At 65.1% G+C, this 3,878-nt stretch carries 6 protein-coding genes; all 6 read left to right on the top strand.

All coding sequences use genetic code 11. The features are described from left to right. A partial coding sequence (locus SX243_25510) for a MotA/TolQ/ExbB proton channel family protein (GenBank protein ID MDY7096347.1) occupies window positions 1-245 on the top strand: 245 nt, incomplete at its 5' end. A 1-nt stretch (window position 246) separates the two neighbouring features. Further along, complete coding sequence (gene tolR / locus SX243_25505) at window positions 247-675, top strand: protein TolR (GenBank protein MDY7096346.1); 429 nt, start codon at window positions 247-249, stop codon at window positions 673-675. A gap of 111 nt (window positions 676-786) precedes the next feature. Next, window positions 787-1,569, top strand: a complete 783-nt coding sequence (locus SX243_25500; protein MDY7096345.1) for an energy transducer TonB — start codon at window positions 787-789, stop codon at window positions 1,567-1,569. A gap of 13 nt (window positions 1,570-1,582) precedes the next feature. Next, window positions 1,583-2,974 (top strand): Tol-Pal system beta propeller repeat protein TolB, encoded by a 1,392-nt coding sequence (gene tolB / locus SX243_25495; GenBank protein MDY7096344.1) that lies wholly within the window; start codon window positions 1,583-1,585, stop codon window positions 2,972-2,974. A 122-nt stretch (window positions 2,975-3,096) separates the two neighbouring features. After that, the gene (gene pal / locus SX243_25490; protein ID MDY7096343.1) at window positions 3,097-3,669 is read left to right on the top strand and encodes a peptidoglycan-associated lipoprotein Pal; all 573 of its coding nucleotides are present in this window, start codon (window positions 3,097-3,099) and stop codon (window positions 3,667-3,669) included. 7 nt (window positions 3,670-3,676) lie between these two features. Continuing rightward, the coding region (locus SX243_25485) for a hypothetical protein (protein MDY7096342.1) at window positions 3,677-3,878 on the top strand (202 nt) is incomplete at its 3' end.

The raw sequence follows: 3,878 nt of genomic DNA, 5'->3' as shown, positions 1-3,878 counted from the left end.
TCTTTGGCACGGTATGGGGCATCATGATCGCCTTCGGAGAGATCGGCGCCACCGGTTCCACCTCGATCACTACCGTCGCACCGGGTATCGCCGAAGCGTTGATCAACACCGCCGCCGGTCTCGGAGCGGCCATTCCCGCCCTCATCGGTCACAACTTCATCGCCCAACGCCTGCGCACCACCAAGGGCCGGATGGAAGACTTCATCCTCGAGTTCATCAACCTGGCGGAACGGAATTTCACCTGAGATGGCCTTTCAACCGGACAGCTCCGACGACGTCATCTCCGACATCAACGTCACCCCCTTGGTGGACGTGATGTTGGTGCTCTTGATCATCTTCATGATCACCGCTCCCATGCTGCACCAGGGCATTGACGTCACCCTGCCCCAGACCGCCGCCAGCCCGCTGCCGGTGCGCTCGGAGGATCCCCTCATCGTCAGCGTCACCAGTCAGGGGCTGGTCTACTTGCGCGATCAGCCTGTACACGAGACCCAGCTGGTGGAACGGCTGCAGGCCCTGCTGGCGAGCCGCGACGACGAAAGCGTCTTTCTCAAGGGGGACAAGGACGTACCCTATGGCAAGGTGGTAGAGGTGCTGGACATCCTGTACCAAGGAGGCATCACCCGGGTGGGGATGGTGACGGACCAGATCGAAGGAGGCGGCAGCTCTGGGTAGCTCGCCGATGCACTACTCCGTGGGTCCCTCCCGTGGCCTCCCTGCTGGCGCCCTTGCACGCCTCGGCAGAGGCTCTCGGCATCCACTTCTCGGAATGAGTCGAGGAAACTGATGGAAGCCTCCGTCGACCACATCTTGAGCCGGCGCCGAAGCCTGTTGGAGGCTTCTGAGAGCCGTCGGCCTTTCGCCTTCGCCGTGGCCCTGCACCTCTTGTTGGTGGCGGTGGTCTGGGGGATCCCGCAGCTGTTTCAGGACGACACTCCCGAACCCATGCGCTTCGTATCCGTGCAGGTGGTGCCCCAGGCCGCCCTCGGCAAGCCCGATCCACCTCCTCCCCCTCCGCCGAAGCCTCAACCGCAGCCGGCGGCACCCCCACCACCGGCCGTCGAGCCGCCACCGCCAGAACCGGAGCTGCCGCCACCGCCGCCACCGGATCAGCCGGTGCTGCCACCGCCGGACCAGGCTCCCCCACCGCCACCGCCACCGCCGCCACCGGCTCCGGTGAGGCCGGAGCCGGCCCCTACGGAGCCGGTAGCGGTTACCCCGAGTCGCCAGGGCAGCGAGAGCGGCAGCCGCCGTGGAACCGCCACCTTCGGCGCCGCGGTGGCCACCGTCGACAATCCCGACTTCACCTACGCGTATTACATCGACCGGATGACGGCGCTCATCCGATCCCATTGGAATCGTCCGGCGGTGCCCGACGGCACCGCCGTCACCCTGCGCTTCCGCATCGCCAAGAACGGCACCGTCTCCGGTTTGGAGGTGGTGGAATCTTCCGGCCTGGCGGTCTTCGATCGCGCTGCCCAGCGTGCGGTCGACGACGCCGCTCCCCTCCCCCCACTGCCGGCGGGCTACCGCCACGATTCTTTGGGGATCACGCTCATCGTCCGCTGACGAGGAATCGATCATGTTTTCAAGTCCCTCGCCTTCGCTCCGCCTCCCAGCCTGGTACCTAGTCCTCTGCTGCTTCCTCGTCGCCGTCTCCCCGGCCCTCGTCCCCGCCGCTGCCCAAGCGCCGGAGCCTCCTCCGCCGACGGGCCTGGAGGAAGGCGAGGACGGCGACAACGTCACCGTCGTGCTGGAGGGAGACGTGCGCCAGCGCTTCCCCCTCGCCTTCCCTGCCACCGAGATTCCCGCCGCCCTCTCGAGCCGTGCCCGCGCCGCCGCCGAGGAGCTCGACAGCACCCTGCGCCAGGACTTGGAGCTGACCCGAGTCTTCGACATCCAGGGGCCGGCGGCTCTTTCGGTGCTCGACCTCACCGGCGAGCCAAGCCTGGACCTGGAGCTCTACCGCTCCCTGGGCAACGAGATCCTGCTGCTTGCGGAGGTTCAGGAGGCGGATGGGCGGCTGATCTTCGACGGCCGGCTGCTCGACTTGGCCAACGGGGAGTCCATCGTCGGCAAGCGTTATCAAGGCGATTTCGACATCGTCCGAGCCATCGCCCACACCTTCTCCGACGAAGTGCTGCTCTACCTCACGGGTCGCCGCGGCATCGCCCGCACCAGCATCGCCTTCACCTCGGATCGGGACGGCAATAAAGAGATCTACTTGATGGACTATGACGGCTACGGTCAGCGCCGGATCACCGCCCATCGATCCATCTCCATGGGGCCGACCTGGGCTCCCGACGGCGGCGCCCTGGCCTATCTGTCGTATCTGTCGGGAATTCCCGGCTTGTACTTCGTGGATTTGAGCAACGGCAGCAAGCGCTCGATCCTGGCGGATAGCCAGCACAACTTGTCCCCCGCCATCGCCCCCGACGGCCGGCAGGTCGCCTTCGGCCGCTCCCTCTCCGGCAATACGGAGATCTATGTCGCCGACCTCCAGGGCGGGCAGCAACGGCGACTGACCAACAGCGGCGCCATCGACACCAATCCCAGCTGGAGCCCCGACGGCAGCCGCATCGCCTTCACCTCCAGCCGGGCAGGCAATCCGCACATTTATCTGATGGACTCCGACGGGACCAATCTTCGGCGGGTGTCCTTCGACGGAAATTACAACGACGGTGCAGTCTGGCATCCCGACGGCACCCGCCTCGCTTACGCCTCCCGGCGCCGCGGCGTCTTCCAGATCGCCATCACCGACATCGTGACGCTGGAGACCCGGGTGATCACCACCGGCACCAGCAACAAGGAGGAGCCCACCTGGTCTCCCGACGGCCAGCGCATCGCCTTCACCGCCCGCCGGGGCACAAATACTCAGATTTACGTTGTAGACGTCGACGGTAGCAATCTGCGACAGGTGACACAGGACGGTAACAACTCCGCACCGGCGTGGTCACCCTACCCCTCAAAATAGGGGTAAATAACTGGTGATCAAGCTGTTGCTGCGCTTGACAACCTTCTGTTAGAGTACTCGGCGGATGGCCTCGTCCAAACAAGCTCGCCCACCGGAAACCCCTATTTGAGGAGAAGATCAGCATGACTCGCATGTGGATGGTCTGGAGCGTGATCCTCGGCCTGGCATTGGTCCTGGTCGCTTGCGGTCCGAAGCCGGCCCCGACGACCCCCGATGACATGGCCGTAGAGACGACTCCAGAACCCCCGAAAGAAGTAGAGCCGCCGCCGGCGCCGCCGACCACGGAAGACCAGCAGGAGTCTCCCTGGTGGGAAAACAAGGATCTGGTGGAGCTCAACGATGAGGCCGCCAAGCGCGGTTTCCACCCCAACGTCTACTTCGAGTTCGATCAGGCGAACCTCACCGAGGACGCCCGTCAGAAGCTCGAAGACAACGCCCGCTTCCTGAAGGAGAACCCGGAGCTCACCTCCACCGTGGAAGGCCACTGTGACGAGCGTGGCACGGTCGACTACAACCTCGCCCTGGGCGAGCGCCGCGCCAACTCCGCGGTGGACTTCGTGAGCAGCCTCGGTGTCAACCAGAGCCGTCTCCGGACCATCAGCTACGGTGAGGAGCGCCCGGTTTGCACCCAGAGCACCGAAAGCTGCTGGGCTCGCAACCGTCGCGCCTACTTCATTCTGGGCTTCGGCGGATAAGGAGCCGATGGAAGGTTCCAGACGCAATCCCTGGATCGCAGCCGGCGGAGTCCTGTTATTGGCTCTCGCCGGCTGCGCGCCGACTACGGAGCTCCAGGGAATTCAGTCCCAGCTGGCGGACTTGCAGCGGCAGATGCTGCAGCTGCAACGCCAGATGCCTACCAAGGAAACCGTGGAAGCCTTGGAAGCGCAGCTCGCCCGACAGGAAG

This window comes from Acidobacteriota bacterium, assembly GCA_034211275.1.
Lineage (GTDB): Bacteria > Acidobacteriota > Thermoanaerobaculia > Multivoradales > JAHZIX01 > JAGQSE01.
The sequence above is the reverse complement of the archived record's forward strand: the minus strand, read 5'-3'. Positions and strand labels throughout refer to the sequence as shown.

Bases quoted from the DNA above. Each gene is read 5' to 3' on its own strand.
- tolB (MDY7096344.1), top strand. From the start codon at position 1,583: ATGTTTTCAAGTCCCTCGCCTTCGCTCCGCCTCCCAGCCTGGTACCTA.
- pal (MDY7096343.1), top strand. From the start codon at position 3,097: ATGACTCGCATGTGGATGGTCTGGAGCGTGATCCTCGGCCTGGCATTG.
- tolR (MDY7096346.1), top strand. From the start codon at position 247: ATGGCCTTTCAACCGGACAGCTCCGACGACGTCATCTCCGACATCAAC.
- SX243_25500 (MDY7096345.1), top strand. From the start codon at position 787: ATGGAAGCCTCCGTCGACCACATCTTGAGCCGGCGCCGAAGCCTGTTG.